Source organism: Cognatishimia sp. SS12 (genome assembly GCF_028369055.1).
Taxonomy (GTDB): Bacteria; Pseudomonadota; Alphaproteobacteria; order Rhodobacterales; family Rhodobacteraceae; genus Cognatishimia.
This window is the reverse complement of record NZ_JAQNCZ010000003.1, coordinates 86,672-104,324: the sequence shown is the minus strand read 5'-3', so window position 1 is coordinate 104,324 and position 17,653 is coordinate 86,672. Positions and strand designations below refer to the sequence as shown.

Annotated in this window: 18 protein-coding genes; 12 read left to right on the top strand and 6 right to left on the bottom strand. The window is 59.8% G+C overall.

From position 1 onward, the window contains the following. Nucleotides 1-598: 598 nt before the first annotated feature. From N6L24_RS07560 to ilvD, 5 genes are all read left to right on the top strand, one after another. On the top strand, nt 599-910 hold the full coding sequence (locus N6L24_RS07560) for an ETC complex I subunit (protein ID WP_271844067.1): 312 nt from the start codon (nt 599-601) through the stop codon (nt 908-910). Between the two features lie 265 nt (nt 911-1,175). Beyond that, entirely contained in the window at nt 1,176-2,615 is a 1,440-nt protein-coding gene (gene zwf / locus N6L24_RS07555) for a glucose-6-phosphate dehydrogenase (RefSeq protein ID WP_271844066.1), read from the top strand. A 32-nt stretch (nt 2,616-2,647) separates the two neighbouring features. Beyond that, a complete protein-coding gene (edd, locus tag N6L24_RS07550; protein WP_271844065.1) occupies nt 2,648-4,459 on the top strand; it encodes a phosphogluconate dehydratase in 1,812 nt (603 codons plus the stop codon). Beyond that, complete coding sequence (gene eda / locus N6L24_RS07545; RefSeq protein WP_271844064.1) at nt 4,459-5,106, top strand: bifunctional 4-hydroxy-2-oxoglutarate aldolase/2-dehydro-3-deoxy-phosphogluconate aldolase; 648 nt, start codon at nt 4,459-4,461, stop codon at nt 5,104-5,106. Before edd ends, eda begins: the two co-directional genes overlap by 1 nt. A gap of 165 nt (nt 5,107-5,271) precedes the next feature. Next, nucleotides 5,272-7,122, top strand: a complete 1,851-nt coding sequence (gene ilvD, locus N6L24_RS07540; RefSeq protein WP_271844063.1) for a dihydroxy-acid dehydratase — start codon at nt 5,272-5,274, stop codon at nt 7,120-7,122. Nucleotides 7,123-7,229: 107 nt separating this feature from the next. Here the strand turns inward: ilvD and N6L24_RS07535 are convergent, their stop codons facing one another. Continuing rightward, nucleotides 7,230-7,454, bottom strand: coding sequence for a DUF1127 domain-containing protein (locus N6L24_RS07535; protein ID WP_271844062.1), 225 nt, complete (start codon nt 7,452-7,454; stop codon nt 7,230-7,232). 142 nt (nt 7,455-7,596) lie between these two features. On the opposite strand from N6L24_RS07535, the gene N6L24_RS07530 reads away from it, so the two are divergent. The 3 genes from N6L24_RS07530 (at nt 7,597) to N6L24_RS07520 (ending at nt 10,486) form a co-directional block, all read left to right on the top strand. Then, the gene (locus N6L24_RS07530; RefSeq protein ID WP_271844061.1) at nt 7,597-8,064 is read left to right on the top strand and encodes a hypothetical protein; all 468 of its coding nucleotides are present in this window, start codon (nt 7,597-7,599) and stop codon (nt 8,062-8,064) included. A gap of 365 nt (nt 8,065-8,429) precedes the next feature. Beyond that, nucleotides 8,430-9,110, top strand: coding sequence for a ribulose-phosphate 3-epimerase (rpe, locus tag N6L24_RS07525; protein ID WP_271844060.1), 681 nt, complete (start codon nt 8,430-8,432; stop codon nt 9,108-9,110). Nucleotides 9,111-9,250: 140 nt separating this feature from the next. Then, nucleotides 9,251-10,486 carry an MFS transporter gene (locus N6L24_RS07520; RefSeq protein ID WP_271844059.1) on the top strand — a complete coding sequence of 412 codons (1,236 nt, stop codon included), beginning with the start codon at nt 9,251-9,253 and terminating at the stop codon, nt 10,484-10,486. Here N6L24_RS07520 and N6L24_RS07515 read toward each other — a convergent pair. Further along, a complete protein-coding gene (locus N6L24_RS07515) occupies nt 10,483-11,469 on the bottom strand; it encodes a 2-hydroxyacid dehydrogenase (protein WP_271844058.1) in 987 nt (328 codons plus the stop codon). The genes N6L24_RS07520 and N6L24_RS07515 overlap by 4 nt on opposite strands. Before the next feature lie 112 nt (nt 11,470-11,581). Here N6L24_RS07515 and N6L24_RS07510 point away from each other — a divergent pair, with 112 nt between their 5' ends. Beyond that, on the top strand, nt 11,582-12,115 hold the full coding sequence (locus tag N6L24_RS07510) for an SH3 domain-containing protein (RefSeq protein WP_442872587.1): 534 nt from the start codon (nt 11,582-11,584) through the stop codon (nt 12,113-12,115). 6 nt (nt 12,116-12,121) lie between these two features. Here N6L24_RS07510 and N6L24_RS07505 read toward each other — a convergent pair whose 3' ends face one another. The 3 genes from N6L24_RS07505 to panC are packed head-to-tail and all read right to left on the bottom strand — an operon-like array spanning nt 12,122 to nt 14,709. Continuing rightward, a complete protein-coding gene (locus tag N6L24_RS07505; protein ID WP_271844057.1) occupies nt 12,122-13,033 on the bottom strand; it encodes a glutaminase in 912 nt (303 codons plus the stop codon). Between the two features lie 30 nt (nt 13,034-13,063). After that, on the bottom strand, nt 13,064-13,873 hold the full coding sequence (gene panB, locus N6L24_RS07500; protein WP_271844056.1) for a 3-methyl-2-oxobutanoate hydroxymethyltransferase: 810 nt from the start codon (nt 13,871-13,873) through the stop codon (nt 13,064-13,066). Then, nucleotides 13,870-14,709 carry a pantoate--beta-alanine ligase gene (panC, locus tag N6L24_RS07495; RefSeq protein WP_271844055.1) on the bottom strand — a complete coding sequence of 280 codons (840 nt, stop codon included), beginning with the start codon at nt 14,707-14,709 and terminating at the stop codon, nt 13,870-13,872. The genes panB and panC overlap by 4 nt, the downstream gene beginning before the upstream one ends. Before the next feature lie 236 nt (nt 14,710-14,945). On the opposite strand from panC, the gene N6L24_RS07490 reads away from it, so the two are divergent. From N6L24_RS07490 to N6L24_RS07480, 3 genes are all read left to right on the top strand, one after another. Continuing rightward, nucleotides 14,946-15,260, top strand: a complete 315-nt coding sequence (locus tag N6L24_RS07490) for an antibiotic ABC transporter (protein WP_271844054.1) — start codon at nt 14,946-14,948, stop codon at nt 15,258-15,260. Between the two features lie 112 nt (nt 15,261-15,372). Next, a complete protein-coding gene (locus N6L24_RS07485; protein ID WP_271844053.1) occupies nt 15,373-15,510 on the top strand; it encodes a hypothetical protein in 138 nt (45 codons plus the stop codon). Between the two features lie 121 nt (nt 15,511-15,631). Then, entirely contained in the window at nt 15,632-16,654 is a 1,023-nt protein-coding gene (locus N6L24_RS07480) for a hypothetical protein (protein WP_271844052.1), read from the top strand. On the opposite strand, the gene N6L24_RS07475 is transcribed toward N6L24_RS07480, so the two are convergent. Continuing rightward, entirely contained in the window at nt 16,651-17,622 is a 972-nt protein-coding gene (locus N6L24_RS07475; RefSeq protein WP_271844051.1) for an aldo/keto reductase, read from the bottom strand. The two genes, N6L24_RS07480 and N6L24_RS07475, sit on opposite strands and share 4 nt — an antisense overlap. Nucleotides 17,623-17,653: the final 31 nt, after the last annotated feature.

Genomic DNA, 17,653 nt, shown 5'->3' with positions numbered 1-17,653 from the left:
TTTTGTTCTCTTGCAACCCCTCAATGCGGGCGGCGTGTGATTGAGGGGGCTCTGTACAGGTTTCGGGGCGCTAGCGGGAATCGAATCCCTCCGCAGGCTCTTGATCTCGTAGCATTTGCTGCGGGTGCGCGAGAATGTCGCAGCCTGTGATCCGGTCTGAAGTTACCGAAAGTGACGCTAAGTCAACTTATTGGTGTTTTACCGCCCAATCAAATAATGAACCTAAGTCGTTCAATCCAAACCAAAAGACCTGCGGTGTGAAAGAATTGGAAAGAAATCCGGATTGGATTGAATTTTTATTCCAAACTTTGGTTGCTAAGAGTTTCACATAATTCGTATATTCAGGGTGCAAGCAGCGCTTGGTTGCTGAAAAGACCACAAATACCCCTCGCTCCCCGTGGGCTGATCGGCAACCAAGACCGCTTGACGTCTCCCGAATATGATTTCGCATTGCCGCCTGGAACGGCAAAGCGCATTTGTGCGCCAAAGCCACGGCATGGATGCCGCATTTGGCGGAAAATCACGGCCTGTTTGGGCAAATCCCCCTTGCCGCTGGCGCGCAAATTTCAGATAAAGCCCAAAGTTCTAGGAGTTCGAGATGATCGCACGAATTTATCAGCCTGCCCGAAACGCCATGACCTCGGGCACTGCAAAGACCAAAACCTGGGTGCTGGAATATGCGCAGGCGGCGGCACGCGATATTGATCCCCTGATGGGCTGGACCGGCTCAAACGATACGCAATCTCAGGTCAAACTACGGTTTTCCAGCAAAGAAGCGGCGCTGGAATACGCAAAGGAACATGGCATTCAGGCGCAGGTGACGGAACCGAACAAGCGCAAGCCTGTGATCCGCAAGGGCGGCTATGGCGAAAACTTCGCAACCGACCGTCGCGCCCCCTGGACCCACTGACCGCGCTGACGCTTGGCTTTCCGAAAGCGGCCCCTGCAGGCCGCTTTTTATTTGCGGTGCCGAAAATTCGAAATCGGATACCTTGTGGATATCGTAAAATAACGCTATGTTAGCGCTATCATTCGCGAGTCGTGATCGGCGCGCTGTGATGGGGAGAGACATGGCCATTCTGGATTGGTTGCGCAGCGCTGCGCGGCCTCTCTGTGTTTTGCGCGCGATTTCCTCATCTATTGCGCTACGTCGGTGACGTATCTAGGAGGAAACGATGGTTTCACGAGTCATCCCGGTTAATTCCTTTGACCTGGTGCTGTTTGGCGCGACGGGCGACCTTGCCCGGCGCAAGATATGGCCGGGGCTGTATCACCGGTTTGTTGCGGGGCAATTTGATCAAAGCAGTCAGATCCTCGGGGTTTCGCGATCAGAACATGCGCGCGCCGAGTTTCAAGACATCGTGCGCCAAAGCCTGCTTGAGGCTGGGGCAGGTGATGATGCCACGCTGACCGGTTTTCTTGATTTGGTGGATTATATCTCGCTGGATGCTGCAGGGGATCGTGGTTGGGAGGCCCTGACAGCGGCGGTCCGCGACGATGCTGTGCGTGCCTTCTATCTGTCTGTTGCCCCGCGCTTCTTCGGCCCGATTGCGCGCCGTTTGAAAGATCGCGGCATTGCCACGCCCGACAGTCGCATTGTGGTGGAAAAGCCCTTTGGTCACGATCTGGCCTCCGCCAAAGAGCTGAATGCCGAGCTGCGCGCCTGTTTCCAAGAGCACCAGATTTACCGCATTGACCATTATCTGGGCAAAGAAACCGTGCAGAACCTGATGGCGCTGCGCTTTGCCAATTCGCTGTTTGAACCGCTGTGGAATGCATCGCACATTGATCATGTGCAGATCACGGTTTCAGAAAGCCTGTCGGTGGACGGGCGCGGCGAATATTATGACCAATCCGGCGCAATGCGCGACATGGTGCAAAACCACCTGATGCAGCTCTTGTGCCTGACCGCGATGGAGCCGCCGTCAAAATTCACGCCCAACGCCGTGCGCGACGAGAAGGTCAAAGTGATCGAAGCGCTAGAGCCGGTCCCCATGTCCGACATTGCGCGCGGACAATATCGCAAGTCTGGCGATCAGGCCGGTTATCTGGAACATGCCGGCAACCCGGACAGCGCCACCGAAAGCTTTATCGCGATGAAGGTGAATGTCGCCAATTGGCGCTGGGCGGGCACGCCATTCTACCTGCGCACCGGCAAATGCCTGCGCGAACGTCTGTCGGAAATCGCTGTGTTCTTCCGCGCGCCGCCGCATATGATTTTCCCGGGTACGGAAACGCCGCAGGGCAATGTGCTGGTGATCCGTCTGCAACCGGACGAAGGCATGACGCTGCATACAACGATCAAAGACCCGGGGCCGGGGGGCATGCGCCTGACCGAGGCGTCCTTGGACATGACCTTTGCTGACAGTCTGAAAGGGTCCGAGCAACCGCAGGACGCCTATGAGCGGCTGATCATGGATGTGATCCGCGGCGATCAGACTTTGTTCATGCGCGGCGATGAGGTCGAGGCCGCCTGGGCCTGGGCCGACCCGATCATTGAAGGGTGGTCCGAACGCCGCCTGAAACCGCAGCCCTATGACGTTGGCGGCTCCGGCCCCGAAGATGCGCTGCTGCTGATGCACCGTGATGAGCGCCGCTGGCGCCCGATCGGTTAACCCACGGACCTGAAAAGAGAAAGCGACCCAAGATGACCTTGAACGCCACCATTCAATCCGTAACCGAGCGCATTATCAAGCGCAGCGAAACGCCGCGCAGCGCCTATCTGGCGCGTATGGCCGCAGCCACCCACAAAGGACCAAGCCGGGCGCATCTGTCCTGCAGCGGACAGGCGCATGCCTATGCTGGCGCGGGCGAAGATCAGGACCGGCTGGCGACGGAAAACGCTGGCAACCTCGGGATTGTCACCGCCTATAACGACATGCTGTCCGCGCACCAACCGTTTGAACGCTATCCCGCGCTGCTGCGCGAGGCGGCGCGCTCGGTCGGGGGCACAGCGCAGGTGGCTGGCGGCGTGCCTGCCATGTGTGATGGTGTGACCCAGGGCGAAGCCGGCATGGAGTTGAGCCTGTTCTCCCGCGATGTTATCGCCATGGCGACGGGCGTGGCGCTGAGCCACAACACTTTTGACGCAGCCGTCTTTCTTGGCGTGTGCGACAAGATCGTCCCCGGTTTGGTGATCGGCGCGCAGGCCTTTGGGCATCTGCCTGCGGTGTTTGTGCCGGCAGGCCCAATGACCAGCGGCATTTCCAACGATGAAAAAGCGAAGGTCCGTCAGCAGTTCGCCAAGGGCGAAGTGGGGCGGGATGCGCTGATGAAATCCGAAATGGCCGCCTATCACGGCCCGGGCACCTGTACATTCTACGGCACGGCGAACACCAATCAGATGCTGATGGAGTTCATGGGGCTGCATCTGCCGGGATCCAGCTTTGTGACGCCCAACACCGAGCTGCGCGATGCGCTGACCGCAGAAGGCGCGCGGCGTGCGCTGTCGCTCTCGGCCCTCGGCAATAACTATACGCCGACCTGCGATATTCTGGACGAAAAGGCCTTTGTGAACGGCATTGTCGGGCTGATGGCCACGGGCGGCTCCACCAACCTGTTGATCCATTTGCTGGCGATGGCCCGCGCTGGCGGTATTGTGCTGGACTGGGAAGATTTTGCTGATTTGTCTGGGGTGGTGCCGCTTTTGGCGCGGGTCTATCCAAATGGCCTTGCGGATGTGAACCATTTCCACGCCGCGGGCGGGCTCGGGTATATGATTGGCGAGTTGCTGAATGGTGGCCTGCTGCACCCTGATACCAAAACCGTCGCAGGCGAAGGCCTTGAACATTACACCGCAGAGCCTTTCCTGTCTGACGACGGCCTGACATGGCGCGCCGGGACCAAGGTATCGCTGAACGACAAAATCGTGCGTCCCTTGTCTGAGCCGTTTCAAGCCAATGGCGGTCTCTCGCGCCTGTCGGGCAACCTGGGTACGGGCGTGATGAAAATCTCTGCCGTCGCCGAAGAGCACCGTGTGGTCGAAGCCCCGGTGCGGGTGTTCCATGATCAAGAAGAGGTCAAGGCAGCGTTCAAGGCAGGCGAGCTGACCGGAGATGTCATTATCGTCGTGCGCTTTCAGGGGCCAAAGGCCAACGGCATGCCTGAACTTCACAGCCTGACCCCGATCATGCAGATCATGCAGGGGCGTGGGCAAAAGGTGGCGCTGGTGACAGATGGGCGCATGTCCGGGGCATCCGGCAAGGTGCCTTCGGCTATCCATGTCTGCCCAGAGGCGCTGGATGGCGGCCCGATCGCCTATCTGCAGGACGGCGACCTTTTGCGTGTCGATGCGGTCAGCGGCGATCTGAATATCCTGACCGACGGTGTGCTCGCGCGCACGCCCGTCACCGCCGATCTATCCGGTAATCAGGCCGGGGTCGGTCGTGAGCTCTTTTCATCTTTCCGCGCCGCTGTTGGCTCCGCCGACACGGGCGCATCAGTCTTCGGAGAATTTTAATGTCGATATCCCCTCAAGAGGCCAGTATTGCGACCCGCGAGATCTGCCAGTTGGCGCCGATTGTGCCGGTTTTGGTGGTGCATGATGTCGCCCATGCCCGTCCCTTGGCCGAGGCTTTGGTGCGCGGCGGCCTTCCGGCGCTCGAAGTGACTTTGCGCACGCCTGTTGCGCTGGATGTCATTGCCGAGATGGCGAAAGTTGAAGGCGGTGTGGTTGGCGCGGGCACGCTGCTGACGCCAGCGGATGTGAAAGCCGCAAAAGCGGCAGGGGCGAAATTCGGGGTTTCGCCCGGCGCGACCGATACGCTGCTGGACGCCTGCGAAGCCGAAGGCTTGCCAACGTTGCCAGGGGCCGCCACCTCGTCTGAGGCGATGCGTCTGCTGGAACGTGGTTATGATATGCTGAAGTTTTTCCCTGCCGAGGCCAACGGCGGTGCGCCCGCGCTCAAATCTATCGGCGCGCCCATTCCGCAGATTTCGTTCTGCCCAACCGGGGGCGTCAGCCCGAAAAATGCAGAAAGCTATCTGTCGCTGCCAAATGTCGTTTGTGCTGGCGGCAGCTGGGTCGCGCCCAATGATTTGGTCAATGCCGGGGATTGGGACGCCATCGAGGCGCTGGCACGTGCCGCAAGTCAACTGCCGCGATAGGGCTGTCATGATTGGTAGATCCGGCACGAAACCGCGCGCGGATCAACTCTCTTGCGAAAAACCCCTTCAATTCGCAAGAATCTGTCCCATATCGCTTGCAAATCATCGTCACAGGTGGCACCGGAAGGGCCACAGCAACGCGCCATTCACTACAGGGGTCTTACCATGCCTGATCTTCGTTCCAAGACATCCACATTTGGTCGCCGCATGGCGGCAGCCCGCGCCCTGTGGCGCGCAACGGGCATGGGCGATGACGACTTTGGCAAGCCGATCATTGCGGTGGTCAACTCCTTTACCGAATTTGTGCCCGGTCACGTCCATCTGAAAGACATGGGCCAGCTGGTTGCACGCGAGATTGAAAAAGCGGGCGGCGTCGCCAAAGAAATGAACACCATTGCGGTGGATGACGGCATCGCCATGGGGCACGACGGTATGCTTTATTCGCTGCCCTCGCGCGAGGTGATTGCCGACAGCGTCGAATATATGGCCAATGCGCATTGCGTTGACGCGCTGGTCTGTATTTCCAACTGCGACAAGATCACCCCCGGCATGCTGATGGCGGCCATGCGGCTGAACATCCCGGCGATCTTTGTGTCCGGCGGCCCGATGGAAGCGGGCAAAGTCATCCTGTCAGATGGCGAAACCAAGGCGGACCTTGTGACCGCGATCGTTGGCGCGACCGACGAAAAGCGCACCGAAGAGGAAGTGGCGAAACTTGAGCGCTCTGCCTGCCCAACCTGCGGCTCTTGCTCGGGGATGTTCACCGCCAACTCGATGAACTGTCTGGCCGAAGCGCTGGGTCTGGCGCTGCCGGGTAACGGCTCTCTGTTGGCGACACATTCCAAACGCGAGGCGCTGTTCAAAGAAGCGGGCCACAAAATCGTTGAGCTTTGCGAACGCTGGTACAAACAGGAAGATGAAACCGCGCTGCCGCGTGGCATTGCCAACTTCAAAGCGTTTGAAAACGCGATGATGCTGGACATCGCGATGGGCGGCTCGACCAATACCGTGCTGCACCTTTTGGCCATTGCCCACGAGGGGCATGTTGATTTCACCATGGCGGATATGGATCGCCTCAGCCGTGAAATTCCCCACCTGTGCAAAGTGGCCCCATCGACGCCGAAATATCACATGGAAGACGTGCACCGCGCTGGCGGCATCGCCCGCATCCTGGGGGAATTGGACCGCGAAGGCCGCATTCACCGCGATTGCGCCACCGTCCATGAACGGACGGTGGGTGAGTTCATCGACAAATGGGATGTGCGACGCGCAAGCGCTGGCAACGAAGCCCATGATCTTTACATCGCCGCCCCGGGCGGGGTGCGCACCACGAAGGCGTTCAGCCAAAGCCGCATGTACACCGAACTGGATCTGGACACCGAAGACGGCTGCGTGCGTGATTTCGCCCACGCCTATTCGCAAGAAGGCGGGCTTTGCGTTCTGTTTGGTAACTTGGCAGAACAGGGCTGCATCGTGAAAACCGCGGGCGTGATCAAGGATATGTATGAATTCGAAGGCACCGCGAAAGTCTTTGAATCGCAAGACGATGCGATGAACGGCATTCTGCGCGGCGAGGTCAAAGAACATTCGGTTGTGATCGTGCGCTATGAAGGCCCCAAAGGTGGCCCGGGTATGCAAGAAATGCTCTATCCAACGGCCTATCTGAAATCCAAAGGGCTCGACAAAACCTGCGCGCTGGTGACGGACGGTCGTTTCTCTGGTGGTTCGGCAGGTCTGTCCATCGGGCACGTTTCCCCGGAAGCGGCGGAAAAGGGGCTGATCGCGCTGGTGGAAGATGGCGACAAAATCACCATTTCCATCCCCAACCGCTCGATCAACCTTATGGTCAGCGACGAAGAGATCGCGCGGCGCCGCGCAAACCATCCGCAGGCTGACAAGAAAGCGTGGAAAGCCATCGGTCGCCCCCGCGCGGTGTCAAAGGCCCTGAAAGCCTATGCCGCCCATGTCGCCAACGCCTCGCTTGGGGCGGTGCGTATGGTGGAGGAGGATGAGTGACGCCTCGGCGTCCTCACCCAATTCTTTCAAAAACAAAAAAAGGGCGCTGCAGAGCGCCCTGTTTTTTTACCGCCACAGGTTTTGTGCCGGTCTAGCTGATCTTGGGATCAGATGCCCAATTTGTCGGAAAAGACGTGGCGGACAATGTCTTCACGGGTCAGGCCACGTTTTGCCAGATCTTCGTCGGTCAGGCTGTTCAGATATTGAACCTGCTTGGCGCGGTTGCTGGCTTCGCTCAGTTGAACCAGAAAATCACCGATAGCGGCGAAAACATTGGTCAGGCTGCGCAGGAAAGAAAATTCTGGGCGGGCATTTAGCGTTACTTGTGTCATCGGTCGGCTCCGTTGATGCTATCATGTCTCCCTGAGATATGGATAGCAAAGCCAACCGGGCGGCACTACAGACGCTTTGGAATGCCCGCCTTGCGTATGGTGCAAGGCTTAGCCCTGCTTCTTCTCGGGCATTGGGGGCGGCGTGGAGGGCGCGCGTGTTTTCTTGCCGGCCGGCGCAGAGGCTTTGGGCGCGACCGGTTTTGATGGCCCGCCTGTTGTCGCTGTTGCAGGGCTGGCTTTCTTGGGTGGCGTGATCTCTGCTTTTGGGGTCGGCTGCGCGGCTTTTGCCACCACGGGGGCTTTGGGCTTGGGGGCCTGCGCGGCGGGTTCTGTTTTCGGCTTTGTCACCGGGGCTGGCTTGGCCTTTGACACCGGGGCCGGTGTGGCCGCTGCAGCGGGCTTGGATGCTGTCGTTGTTTTTGCGGAGCCTTTCGCCGCAGGTTTCGCAGCTGGCTTGGCCGCGGGCTTTGGCACCGCTGATGCGCGTGCGCTGCGTTTTTTCGGAGTCGCCTTGCTCGGGGTCGCCTTGGCGCGTTTTGCTCGTGGCGGGCGGACAGGGGATGGCGGCGCTACCGCGATCGGCATTGACAGTGAAGGCACCAGCGCCTGACTGAAAATCCGGCTGACCCGAAGCTGCGTTTCGATGGATTTGCCCCAGAATTTCCACCCTGCCAGTGTGGCTCCGAGGGGATCGAAAAGTATATTCATGCAAAATTCCTTTCTGGTCCTGCAATCTTGCGACCAAATCTTGCCACTCATGCCTGTGATCTGGACCTGCAGCGGCGGGCAGTCTCAGTCTGATCCAAGCTTGGAACGAAATTGTAACAATGGAAATTAATTGTGCCCTGATTTGTCGCAAACACGCTTGAAACCGCCGATCTTGTTTATTTCATGGGCATGAGGGGGCTGTGCGTTGCACTTCAGCGGCGTTCAGCGCATTTTGCGGCAACGAATCAACGCCCTGAGGAGACCACCGTGAGCTTTGACCGCAGCCTGAAAATTGCCCCGTCCATCCTGTCTGCTGACTTCGCCAACTTTGGTGCCGAAATTGAGGCCGTCGAAGCGCAGGGAGCAGATTGGATCCATGTGGATGTGATGGATGGGCATTTCGTGCCGAATCTGACTTTTGGCCCGCCGCTTTGCGCGGCGATCCGCAAGCACATCAATACGGTGATGGATGTGCACCTGATGATCGCGCCGGTCGATCCCTATATTCAGGCCTTTGCCGATGCAGGGGCTGATGTGCTGACCGCCCACCTTGAGGCTGGACCGCATATTCACCGCACGCTGCAAGCCATTCGCGCAGCCGGCTGCAAGGCCGGGCTGGCGCTGAATCCGGGCACCGGCGTCGAAGATATCGAATACCTGCTGGATATGGTGGACCTCATCTGTGTGATGACAGTGAACCCGGGCTTCGGTGGGCAGAAATTCATTCACAGCCAGATCGACAAGGTCAAGAAACTGCGCGCCATGATTGGCGATCGTCCGATCCATATTGAGATTGACGGTGGTATTACCCCGGAAACCGCCCCCTTGATGGCCGCTGCCGGTGCGGATGTTCTGGTGGCAGGCTCGGCGGTGTTCAAAGGCGGCTCGGTCAGCAATCCGGCCCCCTATGGTGACAACATACGCGCGATCCGCAATTCTATCGGGTAAATCACGCGCCTTACCCCGCTTTGAACGCCAGCCTTCATCAAGGCTGGCGTTTTGCATTTCGTCGCATTTTCCGGCGAAATACGCTATGCTGCGGTCTTTGCCGCGCGCATGATGCCAGCGCAAAAGCAGGAGGGGACAGCATGAGCGTTCAACCAATGCGCCAAACACCGGAGCAGGTCACTGAACCGCGCTATCGCTGGGTGATTGTCAGCGCCGCTGCGCTGCTGCTTGGCATTGCGATGGGCACTTTGGTCAATGGGCTGTCCAGTTTCCTGGTGCCGCTTGAAAATTACTTTGAATGGGAACGCGCGGATGTGGCGGCGATCAATTCGCTGGGCCTGATTGGAATCGCACTGGGCGGCATTGTGATGGGTTTTCTGGCGGATCGTATTGCGACACGCATCATCTGCCTGATTGGTGCGGTGACGCTCTCGGCCGTTTTACTGTTGGCGGCGCAGGCCACGGCGCTGTGGCAGTTTTACCTGTTGTTCTTTCTGGGCGGTGCCATTGGCGGGGGCGCGCTCTTCGCGCCGGTCATTGCGCTTGTCGGCGGCTGGTTCCGCACCGGGGCCGGGCTGGCGATTGGAGTCGCCTCAGCCGGGCAGGGGCTGGGGCAGGGGATGGTGCCCTTTGTGTCCGGCCATTTGATCGAAGCCTACGGCTGGCAGTCTGCCTTTGGGCTGCTGGGGCTATTTTCGGCGCTGACGTTGGTGCCGCTCGCCATGCTTTTGCGCGCGCCGCCTGTGGCCGCTGGTGGCCCGGCAATGGGGTCGGAGGATGCGCCGCTGCTCTCACCGCGGATCGTGCTGCCTGCGTTGTCGTTGGCGGTTCTGGGCTGCTGCACCGGCATGGCGGTGCCGCTGATGCATCTGGTGCCGTTGGTGCAGGGCGTGACCGGGGCCACCGCCGAAGCGGGCGGGCCGCTGCTGATCATGCTAGTGGCCGCAATTTTCGGACGCGTATTTTTTGGCAAGCTTTCTGACATCATCGGACCCATTCGGGCCTGGATGGCGGCCACAGCCTGGCAGACGGTCTTTATGCTGGGGTTTGTCATGCTTGGCAGCATGACGGCGTTTTGGATCTATGCGCCGATCTATGGCTTTGGCTACGGCGGTGTCATGACAGGGGTTCTGGTCACGGTGCGCATGCTGACGCCTGCGGCGCGGCGGGCCTCGGCCACGGGGTTCGTATTGGCCTTTGCCTGGATGGGGCATGCGCTGGGGGGCTGGCAGGGGGGGCTGCTGTTTGACCTGACAGGGGCGTATTACTGGACCTACACCAATGCGGCGATCGCAGGGCTGATCAACCTGATTGTCATGGGCAGTATCTATATGACGCTCAAGCGCCGCCGCTTGGCGGTGGCCTCGGCCGCTTAGATCATATCCGGCAGCACCAGATCCGGCGGGCTCAGGCCATCTTCGAAGGTCTTGATATTCAGCATGACCTTTTCGCCCATTTCGATCCGGCCTTCGATGGTCGCAGATCCCATATGGGGCAGAAGCACCACATTCCCAAGCGTGCGCAACGCGGCACCGACCTCTTCGCCGCCCTCATAGACGTCAAGTCCCGCACCGTTGATGGCACCTGATTGCAGGGCCTGCACCAACGCCGTTTCGTCGATCACTTCGCCGCGCGAGGTGTTGATCACCACGGCGCTTGGTTTCATCAGCGCAAGCCGGCGCGCGTTCACCAGATGAAAGGTCGATGGCGTATGCGGGCAGTTGATCGACAGCACATCCATCCGCGCCATCATCTGATCCAGGCTCTGCCAATAGGTGGCTTCATAGCGTTCTTCGATCTCTGGGTGCAGGCGACGGCGGTTGTGATAATGCACCTGCATGCCAAAGGCCTTGGCCCGGCGCGCCACCGCCTGCCCAATGCGGCCCATGCCCAGAATGCCCAAGCGACGGCCGCCAATGCGCCCGCCCAGCATGGCGTTGGGCGACCAGCCCTCCCATTTGCCCTTTTCCATCTGAGCAAGCCCTTCGGGAATGCGGCGAGTCACAGCCAGAATCAGTGCCATGGCCATATCGGCGGTGTCTTCGGTCATCACACCGGGCGTGTTGGTCACAGCAATGCCCTTGGCGCGCGCCGCCTCAACATCGATATGATCCACGCCAGCGCCGTAATTGGCGATAAGTTTGAGACGCGGTCCAGCGTGCTGCAGAACATCGGAATCAATGTTGTCATTCAAGGTTGTGACCAGCACATCAGCATTGGCCAATGCGGCATGCAGCGCCTCTTGCGGCATCGGCGCGTTGTCTGGGCGCAGCTCAACGTCAAAGAGTTCGGATAGCCTGGTTTCTACCGCTTCTGGCAACCGTCGCGTTACAACAACACTCAGACGTTGCTTTGGCATATTATGGCTCCCCGTTCTTTCAAAACCCGGTTCTTGATGGCACAGTGCCTCACAGAATGACGGGGCACAAGAACCCCCGCGCAATTTTATTAGCAGGCGAAAGTTTCGGGCGATGGTCAGGCGGGCTGGATCAGTAAGTTGGCGGAAGGCCGCTGGCAAATTCCTATGTAGTTTTCTTGTTGTCCTGTGCCTTGTTGGCGCGGCCCATGCAGAGGTGCGGCGTGGCCCCGTGACCAACCTGCCGTTGCCGCGTTTTGTCAGCCTGAAAGCCAGCAAGGCCAATGTGCGCCGCGGTCCGTCGCTGACGCACCGCATCGACTGGATATTCACCCGCCGCGACATGCCACTTGTGGTCACAGCAGAACATGGGCATTGGCGCCGCGTGCAAGACCGCGACGGCGCCGGGGGCTGGGTGCATTACACGCTGCTGTCGGGCAACCGCACCGTCATCGTTGATTCCGACATGCTGCCCTTGAACGTCCGGCCCGAGGCCGACACACCAATTGCCGCCCAGCTGGAGCTGGGCGTGGTGGCCAATCTTGATAAATGCCTGCCAGAGTGGTGCCGCATTGCGGCGGGCGGCTACAAGGGCTGGGCCCGCAAGAGCGACATTTGGGGTGTCGGTGCGGATGAGCTGCGCGACTAAGCGGGGCTAGCCAAAAATCGACCAGCCGGTGGCCTGTGCCAACCGTTCGACCGCCAGCGTGCCGAGCTGGGAATTTCCGTGGCGGTTAAGCCCGGGCGACCAGACCGCGATCGAGGCCCGCCCCGGCGCGATCACCAGAATGCCGCCGCCGACACCGCTTTTGCCGGGCAGGCCGACACGGTAGGCAAAATCGCCCGACGCATCGTAATGCCCACAGGTCAGCATAAGCGCATTGATCCGCCGAACCCGCTGCGGCGAGATCATGTGCGGCGCGCCGTGCCCCCCGGCCAGAAACCGCCCAGCCATCGCCAGTTGGCGACAGGTCATCTCGATGGCGCACTGATGAAAATAGGTGCCGCAGGTCAATTCTGGCCGATTGGAAAGATTGCCATGCGCCGCCATGAAATGCGCCAGCGCCATGTTGCGATCTCCATGTTCTGTTTCCGACTGGGCGACCGCCTCATTGATGTGGATATCGGCATCTTCTGCTGAGGTCTGCACAAAGCGCAACAGCTCACCAAGCAGTTCCTTGGGCTGATGGCCCGCAAGGATCGCATCCGTCACCGCCAGTGCTCCGGCATTGATAAAGGGGTTTCTCGGGATGCCGTTTTCCTGCTCAAGCTGCAGGATAGAATTAAAGGGCAAGCCCGAGGGTTCACGCCCCACGCGCGCCCAGAGTTGATCACCCAGCCGCCCCAACGCCAGCGCCAAAGTGAAGACCTTTGAGACAGACTGGATCGAAAACGCTACCTCGGCATCCCCGGCGGTCATGCAGCGCCCATCGGGCAAGGCAACGGCGATGCCGAAACGTTTTGCATCCACAGAGGCAAGCTCGGGAATGTAATCCGCGACCTTGCCACGATCGGGGGCCGCGGCCATTTCTGCCGCGATATCATTGAGGATACTTTGCAGATCCATGTGCCACCTGTCGCTGAGCGGCTGTGCGCGTTATCGGTAAACTTCGTCTTCTGATGGGAAGGCGCGGGATTTGACATCGTCGGCATAAGCCGCCACAGCGCGTTCAATCGCCGGACCAAGATCGCCATAAACCTTGACGAACTTTGGTGTCCATTCATTGAGGCCCAGCATATCTTCAAGCACGAGGATTTGGCCATCGCAATCCGCCGACGCGCCGATGCCGATGGTTGGAATCGGGCAGGATTTGGTGATTTTGGCAGCCAGAGGCTCCACCACACCTTCGACGACGACGGAAAAGGCCCCGGCCTCTGCAACAGCTTTGGCATCCTCGATGATGGCGTCCCAGCCTGCCTCGTCCCGGCCCTGGGTTTTAAAACCGCCCATGACGTGGCTTGATTGAGGGGTCAGGCCGATGTGGGCCATGACAGGGATGCCGCGTTCCACCAGGAAATGGATGGTCTCTGCCATCCGCTTGCCGCCTTCGAGTTTGACCGCGCCGCAGCCGGTTTCCTTCATGATCTTGGCCGCATTGCGAAAAGCGACCGATGGGCTTTCTTCATAGGAGCCAAAAGGCATGTCGACCACAATCAGCGCCTTTTTTGTACCGCGCACAACGGCTTTGCCGTGCATGATCATCAGATCAAGCGGCACGCCCACGGTGCTTTCCATGCCATGCATCACCATGCCAAGGCTGTCGCCGACGAGGATGAAATCTGCGTAGTTGTCGACGATGGCGGCCGTATGCGCATGATAGCTGGTCAAAGAGACGATCGGCTCGCCGCCCTTGCGCGCGGCGATTTGTGGCACCGTGGTGCGGCGGATCGGAGTTTGTTTGCTCATGGTTGGATTACCCTTTGATCAAGCAGAAGGACGCCGCCAAATTCCACTGACATCATAATGGCAGCGGGGGCGATGAGAGGGCCGCTGATGTCATCCAGCGTTTCTGCCGCAACAATGTCAAGACCACGCAGCGTGGCGCGATGTTCTTGGCCTATCATGTCGGCGATGGTGTCATACAGCGACTGGGTGGTCTTTTCTGGTATCGCCTCTGCGGCATCCAGCGCCCGGCTCAGGACCAGCGCGGCGGCGCGATCCTCGGGCGTCAGGCGGACGTTGCGCGAAGACATCGCAAGCCCATCGGCCTCGCGGACGATCGGAACGCTGATGATATCAATCGGGAAACCCAGGTCGCGGGTCATGCGTTTGATGATTTGCAGCTGCTGGTAATCCTTTTCGCCAAAGGCGGCGAAATCGGGCTGCACGAAGTTAAAGAGCCGCGCGACAACCGAGGTCACGCCGCGAAAGTGACCGGGGCGCACCTCGCCATGCAGGATATTGGCCATGCGTGTGGTTTCGACGATGGTTTCGTCGCCCTTGGGGTAAACCTCTTCGACCTCGGGGATCAGCACCAGATCCACCCCCGCCGCTTCGAGCATGCGCAAATCGCGCGCCTCATCCCGGGGGTAGCTGTCCAGATCTGCCGCCTCGCCGAACTGGGTGGGGTTCACGAAAATAGTGGCAACCACGCGATCCGCGCGCGCTTTGGCCGCGGCGACCAGGGCCAAATGGCCGTCGTGCAAAAACCCCATGGTCGGCACAAGTGCCACCGTTTCCCCTGCGCGGCGAAAGGCTCGGACGGTGTTGCGGCAATCTGAAACCGTGCGGCACACTTGCATGGGCAGGCCCTCAGTTGGTTGTTTTTTAAGCATTTAGCAAATGCCGCCGCAGCGCGGCAAGGCTTATGTCATTCTGTTACGCGGTGTTCCTTGCCCATTTTTTGGCCAGGTCCGCCAGAAATTCAGGCAACCGCGGCCATCCGCGCCGAAATACGCTTGGCTGTGTCACTCCTGTCATGTTGCTGCAGCAAAACGGGCCTAGTCTTGGGGCTCGGCTCAACGATGATACTGGGGTGATGACGATGTTTGTGGGGACTGCGCCATTGGGGTGTGCTGCACAGATGATGCGCATGGCAAGTCAGGCGCAGGCGATCATTCTGCTGCGCAGCCTTGGCATGATTGGTTTGCTGCCCGCAGAGCGCTCTGAGGCCTGCACAATGGTGCTTGAGAAGGTGAACGCATTTGGGGAAAGCTGGTGCACCACGGTCATGACGGCCACTGCAGGCCGGCCCGCAGACGAAGTTTTTGCTGCGGCGCTTGGCCCCTACCAGCGGGCAACCTCTGAGAACTTTGAGCGCCTGACACAGCCAGTAGAACGGGACCTGACGTGAGTCGCGCCCCGCAGTCAAAAAGGTGCGGCTGCCTTGATTTCGGCATGATCTTGCACCGAAAAACGGCACGGTTTTTGCTCATGCTGAGGGCAGGGATATCGGAGGAGTCGCCATGCGACGTGTATTTCCAGTCATCATAGTCGGCGTTCTGATCGTCAGCTTTGCTGTTGCACAGGCGCAGCAATCGCGTGCGGATCAGACCCAGGCCCTAAGTGTCGCCAGCCCGGTTGCGGTCGAAGAAATCCAGTGATCGAACCGCTTTCCTAAGCGCGCAGATTTCTTGTCCGGGCGCCTTCTTGCCCGCTTTCCTTCCAAATTCGGCCAGACAACGCCACTAGACAGACACCAATGACAGAACGTCGGAGTGTGTGATGTATAAAGTGATCCCAGCGGCATTTGCCGTGATTGCCCTTGGTGCCGTAGCCGCGGTTGATTATCTGAATTTTTCCAAACGCAGCGTTGCGCTCGCCTCGTTGCAGGATGCGCCGGGCGTGGCGCAGCCGTTGTTGTCGGATGGGCAGCCGAGCTATTTTGACCACCTCTTGTCCCGCGTCGGGCTGGGCACAGGACTGCCCGCGCCCTCGGAAGCCATTACGTTGGCCCAACGGGATGCGTTGCGGGCTGCGCCGCTGACCAGCTATATGCCCACCCCAAGCGAGGACATTCTCGCGGGCTGGGAACGCATTAACTGGGATGACAGCTATCACACCGGCTTTGGCTGGCCCGACGGGATGCAGGATGGGCCGGGCGCTGCGTCTGACCTGCAGCAAACTACCGCGATTTACCTCAAGGGGCGCAGCTCGATTTTCCTACAGATTGAGCGCGCGGAACCGACTGAAATTTTGGCCACACGGCTCAAGCAATCATATTGGGTGGTGGCAACCGGGCGCGATCTTGACCGCCTGCGCGAGGGACGCCCGAGAGCCAGCTATTTCATGACCAACGTCGCCGAAACCGCCAATGGCAGCAGCGTGGTGAATGCGATTGAGCCGACGCATTTTGCGCAATTTGAAGGCGTGCATTTCATCAGTGCCAAATCCGCCGTTGCGCGCCGCGATGAAACCATGCGCTACGTGTTTGCCGCGCTGGGCGGCGGCGTGGTGATCAAATTGCGCGCCCATGCGCCAGAGGCAGACATCAAGGCGGTGCTCGCAGCGCTTGATTTTGACAGCCTGAACCTGATGCAGACCTTGCCCAGCCCTCTGATTGCAAGCGGTTTGCCCAAGGTGCCCGCCGACACGCCCGAGGCTTGGCTTGTTACCCAGGGCTACCAAGCCGCGCCAAGCGCCGCTGAACCCCAGACCGCTGCGCGACCCGTCGCGCAAAAGGGGGGCTTTTCCAGTAGCAATTGCATTGGCACCGGGGTTGGAAAACGCTGCAAGATCGGCGACTAGGCGCGGTTCGCGATTTCTTCCAATCGGTCGGTCGCAGGGGCGGGCGTGGGGCTGAGCGCAGAGAGCTTTTCGTAAAGATCATTGCTGAGAGTCACGCTGCTGGCGGCCAGGCTGGGTGCCAGCTGCGCCGCATTGCGGGCCGAAAGGATCGGGCTTGGCCGCGCTGGATGCGCTGCGACCCAGGCGACGGCGAGGGTCGCGGGATCAAGCCCCACCTCAGCCGCCAGAGCGGCGAGGGCAGCTGCGCTCTGCCACATCCAGTCTTGACTATAGCGCGCGCGATAACGGCGATCCTCTGACAGTCGCCCATCCCCGCCGCCGCCGCCCTCGGTTGCGCTGCCGTACTTCCCGGTGAGCAGCCCCGCCCCAAGCGGCGAATAGGGGGCGGCCTTTAGGCCCATATCCATCGCCATGGGTAATAGCTCCACCTCGGCTTGGCGTTTCACCAGGTTGTACATCGGCTGGAGAATGTCGATTGTCAGATCACGTTCTGCGGCCACGGCAATGGCCTTCATCACCTGCCAGGCCGCGAAATTGCTGACGCCAATATACCGGATTTGGCCGCGCAGTTTCAGTTCGGCCAAAGTGTCAAATGTTTCCTCTAGCGGCGTCGTCGGATCAAACCGGTGCAAATAGAGGATATCCACAAAATCCATGCCCAAGCGCTGCCGCGATATGTCAAAGCCCGACAAGATATTGTCGCGTCCCGAGCCGCCCTGATAGGCGGCTTTAGTGGCAATCACGAGCTGCTCGCGCAGCGGCGCGGCGAACTGGCCCAGCAGAGTTTCCGATGCGCCGTCCGTATAGACGTAGGCCGTGTCAAAATGGCTGATCCCGGCCGCGACGCAGGCGTCAAACATGGCCGCGCTCTCCTTGGCGTCTGCGCGCCCCCCAAATTGCATGGTGCCAAACGCAAAGCGGCTCATAGGCGCGCCATTGGGCGCGGTCAGGGAATGGGGGTGCGGCATGGGGCGGCCTCCGTCAAATTATCAGGCGCTG

Bases quoted from the DNA above. Each gene is read 5' to 3' on its own strand.
- N6L24_RS07560 (WP_271844067.1), top strand. From the start codon at position 599: ATGATCGCACGAATTTATCAGCCTGCCCGAAACGCCATGACCTCGGGC.
- zwf (WP_271844066.1), top strand. From the start codon at position 1,176: ATGGTTTCACGAGTCATCCCGGTTAATTCCTTTGACCTGGTGCTGTTT.
- edd (WP_271844065.1), top strand. From the start codon at position 2,648: ATGACCTTGAACGCCACCATTCAATCCGTAACCGAGCGCATTATCAAG.
- eda (WP_271844064.1), top strand. From the start codon at position 4,459: ATGTCGATATCCCCTCAAGAGGCCAGTATTGCGACCCGCGAGATCTGC.
- ilvD (WP_271844063.1), top strand. From the start codon at position 5,272: ATGCCTGATCTTCGTTCCAAGACATCCACATTTGGTCGCCGCATGGCG.
- N6L24_RS07535 (WP_271844062.1), bottom strand. From the start codon at position 7,454: ATGACACAAGTAACGCTAAATGCCCGCCCAGAATTTTCTTTCCTGCGC.
- N6L24_RS07520 (WP_271844059.1), top strand. From the start codon at position 9,251: ATGAGCGTTCAACCAATGCGCCAAACACCGGAGCAGGTCACTGAACCG.
- N6L24_RS07515 (WP_271844058.1), bottom strand. From the start codon at position 11,469: ATGCCAAAGCAACGTCTGAGTGTTGTTGTAACGCGACGGTTGCCAGAA.
- N6L24_RS07510 (WP_442872587.1), top strand. From the start codon at position 11,582: ATGGTCAGGCGGGCTGGATCAGTAAGTTGGCGGAAGGCCGCTGGCAAA.
- N6L24_RS07505 (WP_271844057.1), bottom strand. From the start codon at position 13,033: ATGGATCTGCAAAGTATCCTCAATGATATCGCGGCAGAAATGGCCGCG.
- panB (WP_271844056.1), bottom strand. From the start codon at position 13,873: ATGAGCAAACAAACTCCGATCCGCCGCACCACGGTGCCACAAATCGCC.
- panC (WP_271844055.1), bottom strand. From the start codon at position 14,709: ATGCAAGTGTGCCGCACGGTTTCAGATTGCCGCAACACCGTCCGAGCC.
- N6L24_RS07490 (WP_271844054.1), top strand. From the start codon at position 14,946: ATGACGATGTTTGTGGGGACTGCGCCATTGGGGTGTGCTGCACAGATG.
- N6L24_RS07485 (WP_271844053.1), top strand. From the start codon at position 15,373: ATGCGACGTGTATTTCCAGTCATCATAGTCGGCGTTCTGATCGTCAGC.
- N6L24_RS07480 (WP_271844052.1), top strand. From the start codon at position 15,632: ATGTATAAAGTGATCCCAGCGGCATTTGCCGTGATTGCCCTTGGTGCC.
- N6L24_RS07475 (WP_271844051.1), bottom strand. From the start codon at position 17,622: ATGCCGCACCCCCATTCCCTGACCGCGCCCAATGGCGCGCCTATGAGC.